Genomic DNA, 3,582 nt, shown 5'->3' with positions numbered 1-3,582 from the left:
GGGCGGCTGCAGCGCCAGGGGGGCGGGCAGGACCGTGGTGGGCTGGATCGCCAGCACGTCGCCCAAGCGCAGGCAGCGGCCGGCATGGCCGCCGAACTGGCCCAGGGTGAAGGTGGATTTGCTGCCCAGGTAGTCGGGCACGTCGATGCCGCCGGCCACGGCCAGGTAGCTGCGGCAGCCGGCGTCCTTCACCGCGCCGATCTTCAGCACGGCGCCGGCCTTGACCGCATGGGCCTGCCAGAAGGCCATGGGTTGGTCGTCCAGGGTGGCGGCGGTGGGGGCGCCGGTGAGGGCGATCACCGTATCGCAGTTGAAGCGCAGGGTCGGGCCGGTCATGGTGCATTCCAGGCCGGCGGCGCCTTCGGGGTTGCCCACCAGGCGGTTGGCGGCGCGCAGGGCCAGGTCGTCCATGGGGCCGGAGGGGGGCACGCCCACGTCCCAGTAGCCCACCCGGCCCGGCCAGTCCTGTACCGAGGTCTGCACGCCGGCTTCCAGCACGTCGAAGGTGCCGGGGCGGTAGTCGAAGCTGTTGAGGTAGCGGGTGGTCTGGCGGCCGGCGCGGAACACCTCGCCGTCGAGAATCTGGCGCAGGTAGGCCCGGTTGGTCTCGATGCCATACACGCGGGTGGCGTCCAGGGCAGCGATGAGTTTTTCGGTGGCGGCCTCGCGGGTTTCCGCGTGCACGATGAGCTTGGCCACCATGGGGTCGTAGTAGGGCGGCACTTCGGAGCCGGTGGTGACGGCGGTCTCGACCCGCACACCGGGCGGAAAGCGCACTTCGGTGAGCAGGCCGGACGAGGGCTGGAAGTTCTTGGCCGGGTCTTCGGCGTAGAGGCGCACCTGGATGGAGGCGCCCCGGGGCTGCGGCGCGGCGGCGGGCAGGCTCAGATCGCCGGAGGCGAGCAGCACCATCCATTCCACCAGGTCGGTGCCGGTGACTTCCTCGGTAACGCCGTGCTCCACCTGCAGGCGGGTATTCACTTCGAGAAAGTAGAAGGCGCCGCTGTCGGCGTCCATCACGAACTCCACCGTGCCGGCGGAGCGGTAGGCGATGGATTCCATCAGGCGCACGGCGGTGGCCGCCAGACTGGTGCGCTGTTCGGCCGTCAGGCCAGGGGCCGGGGTTTCCTCGATGACCTTCTGGTTGCGGCGCTGCACCGAGCAGTCGCGCTCGCCCAGGGCCAGCACGCGGCCCTGGCCGTCGCCAAACACCTGCACCTCGATGTGGCGGGCGGCGGTGACGTACTTTTCCAGGTAGATGCCCGCCTCCTTGAAGTTGGCCCGGGCCAGGCGGTCCACCGAGGCGTAGGCGTCTTCCAGCTCGGCCTCGGAGCCGATCAGGCGCATGCCGATGCCACCGCCGCCAGCGGTGCTCTTGAGCATCACCGGGTAGCCGATGTGGGCGGCCTCAAGGCGGGCGTGGGTCACGTCATCGAGCAGGCCGCTGCCGGGCAGCAGCGGCACGCCGGCCTGCTCGGCCAGCTCGCGGGCGGTGTGCTTGAGGCCGAAGGCCAGCATCTGGGTGCGGGTGGGGCCGATGAAGGCGATGCCGGCAGCCTCGCAGGCGTCGGAGAAGTCGGGGTTTTCGGAGAGGAAGCCGTAGCCCGGGTGGATGCCCTGGGCGCCAGTGGCGCGCGCGGCTTCGAGGATGGTGTCGGCCTTGAGGTAGCTCTCGGCGGCGGGGGCCGGGCCGATGTACACGGCCTCGTCGGCCAGGCTGACGTGCAGGGAGTTGGCGTCGGCCTCGGAGTACACGGCGACGGAGGCGATGCCGAGCTTCTTCAGCGTGCGGATCACCCGGCAGGCGATGGCGCCCCGGTTGGCGATGAGGACTTTGCTGAACATGGTGGTGTCTCGCGAAAAGGGCGGCGGGTCGTCCCGCCTGGTCTTTCCTGTCCGCCCGGGTCGTCCCGGGGGCCGGCGAGGGCCGGAAGCGTGCGGTGTCGGATCAGCCCCAGATGAGGAACTGCACCGGCGTCGGGTTGTAGGCGTTGCAGGGGTTGTTGAGCTGGGGGCAGTTGGAGACCAGCACCCACAGGTCCATCTCGGCGCGCAGCTCCACGTATTTGCCGGGTCCGGAGACGCCGTCATCGAACTTGAGCTGGCCGTCGTCGGTCACCGGCACGTTCATGAAGAAATTGACGTTGGGCACCAGATCGGCCTTGGTGAGCCCCGAGTCCGAGTGCTGGATGGCCAGCAGGTAGTTGTCGCGGCAGCTGTGCATGTACTTCTTGTGCAGGGCGTAGCGCACGGTGTTGCTCTCGGCGGCGCAGGCGCCCCCGAGAGTGTCGTGGCGGCCGCAGGTGTCGGCGACGATGGTCAGCATCGGCCGGCCTTCGCTGCTCATCAGCACCGAACCGGTGGTCAGGTAGATGCCCTCCTGGTGCAGGATGGTGTCGGTGACGCTGTAGTGCTCGTCGGTGTCGTGGCGGTTGTAGAAGATGATGTCGGCGGCCTGGTTGCCTTCTAGGTCGACGATACGCAGGGTCTGGCCTTGTTTCACTTCGTGCAGCCAGGGCTCGCCGGCGGGCAGGGTGGCGCTGTGCAAGGCGTCGGCCGGGTCGAGGGCGCTTTCCCGGATGCGGATGGCGGTGGCGTTCATGGGCGTCTCCTCAGGCCAGGTATTGCATGTCGGTGTTGTGCAGGGCGCGGGCGCATTCCGGGCGGAAGCTGCGGCAGAAGTCGTCCTGCCGGGCCGCGCCGGAGCGCCACGCGGTGAGGCCCACGGCGGCGGGGGCGTAGTCCTGGCGCGGGTCGAGGGGGTGGGGCGCGGCCGACACGGCGACGATCACGTCCATGTCCAGGCGCAGGTCCACGTGGTCGCCGGCGCGGGCGTGGTGGGGGTGAAAGGCGAAGCGGCCTTCTGCATCCACGCTGACCTTGCTGAAGAAGTTCACCGGCGCCACCAGATCGCGGCGGGTCAGGCCGTACTTGCCGATCTCGATGAGCAGGCCGTCGCGGCCCGAGCGGTACATGCCGTTGCGGTACTGCTGGTAGCCATGCTCGCCATACTTGGCGTGCATGCGCGGGGCGTCGAGGAGCAGGCCCAGGGGGTCATGCCAGCCCAGGCTATCGGCGGTGATGGAGGCCATGGCGCAGCCCATGTCGCTCATCAGCACATGGCCACGGCTGTAGTGGGCGGTGTGCTGGGCCTTCAGGGAGTCGGGCATGTTGTAGCGCTCAAGCTTCTGGCGGGCGTTGTAGAGCACCACCGACAGGTTGGCGCCGGCGTCCTGGGCGACCAGGCGCAGGGTGGTGCCCCGGGGCAGCATCCATGACCAGTGGCAGCCGCCGGGGATCACGTCGGAGAACAACACCTTCTCGGCGGCCAGGTCGGGGGCGATCTGCTGCCAGCGGGTGTCGATGTCCACCTCGGGGGTGGGGGTGAGCAGGGGATTCATGGTTCAGGTCTCCAGGTCGGCAGCAGCGGCGGAGAGGCGCGCCAGCTGCTCCAGGTCGGTCTTCATGCCGGAGGTCTCGCGGATGCGTTCCAGGATCTCGCGCTTGAGGGCGAGGAAGGCGGGCTCAAGCTTCATGTCCTGGTGGCGCTCGGCGGGCAGGGGCACGTCGTAGAGGGTGTCG

3 protein-coding genes are annotated in these 3,582 nt (G+C 69.3%); all 3 read right to left on the bottom strand.

Annotated features, from left to right (window positions below):
• A partial coding sequence (locus tag PHI64_RS23440; protein ID WP_299888820.1) for a biotin carboxylase N-terminal domain-containing protein occupies positions 1-1,845 on the bottom strand: 1,845 nt, incomplete at its 3' end.
• A gap of 103 nt (positions 1,846-1,948) precedes the next feature.
• Positions 1,949-2,602: an urea amidolyase associated protein UAAP2 gene (locus PHI64_RS23435; RefSeq protein ID WP_299888818.1), complete on the bottom strand. Its 654-nt coding sequence runs from the start codon at positions 2,600-2,602 to the stop codon at positions 1,949-1,951.
• A gap of 10 nt (positions 2,603-2,612) precedes the next feature.
• Positions 2,613-3,401 (bottom strand): urea amidolyase associated protein UAAP1, encoded by a 789-nt coding sequence (locus PHI64_RS23430; RefSeq protein ID WP_299888815.1) that lies wholly within the window; start codon positions 3,399-3,401, stop codon positions 2,613-2,615.
• Positions 3,402-3,582: the final 181 nt, after the last annotated feature.

The organism is Zoogloea sp. (assembly GCF_028689785.1).
GTDB lineage: Bacteria > Pseudomonadota > Gammaproteobacteria > Burkholderiales > Rhodocyclaceae > Zoogloea.
This window is presented reverse-complemented; position numbering and strand designations above follow the sequence as displayed.

What these genes read in the sequence shown, in the direction of transcription:
- PHI64_RS23435 (WP_299888818.1), bottom strand. Translation starts at nt 2,602, where the DNA reads ATGAACGCCACCGCCATCCGCATCCGGGAAAGCGCCCTCGACCCGGCC.
- PHI64_RS23430 (WP_299888815.1), bottom strand. Translation starts at nt 3,401, where the DNA reads ATGAATCCCCTGCTCACCCCCACCCCCGAGGTGGACATCGACACCCGC.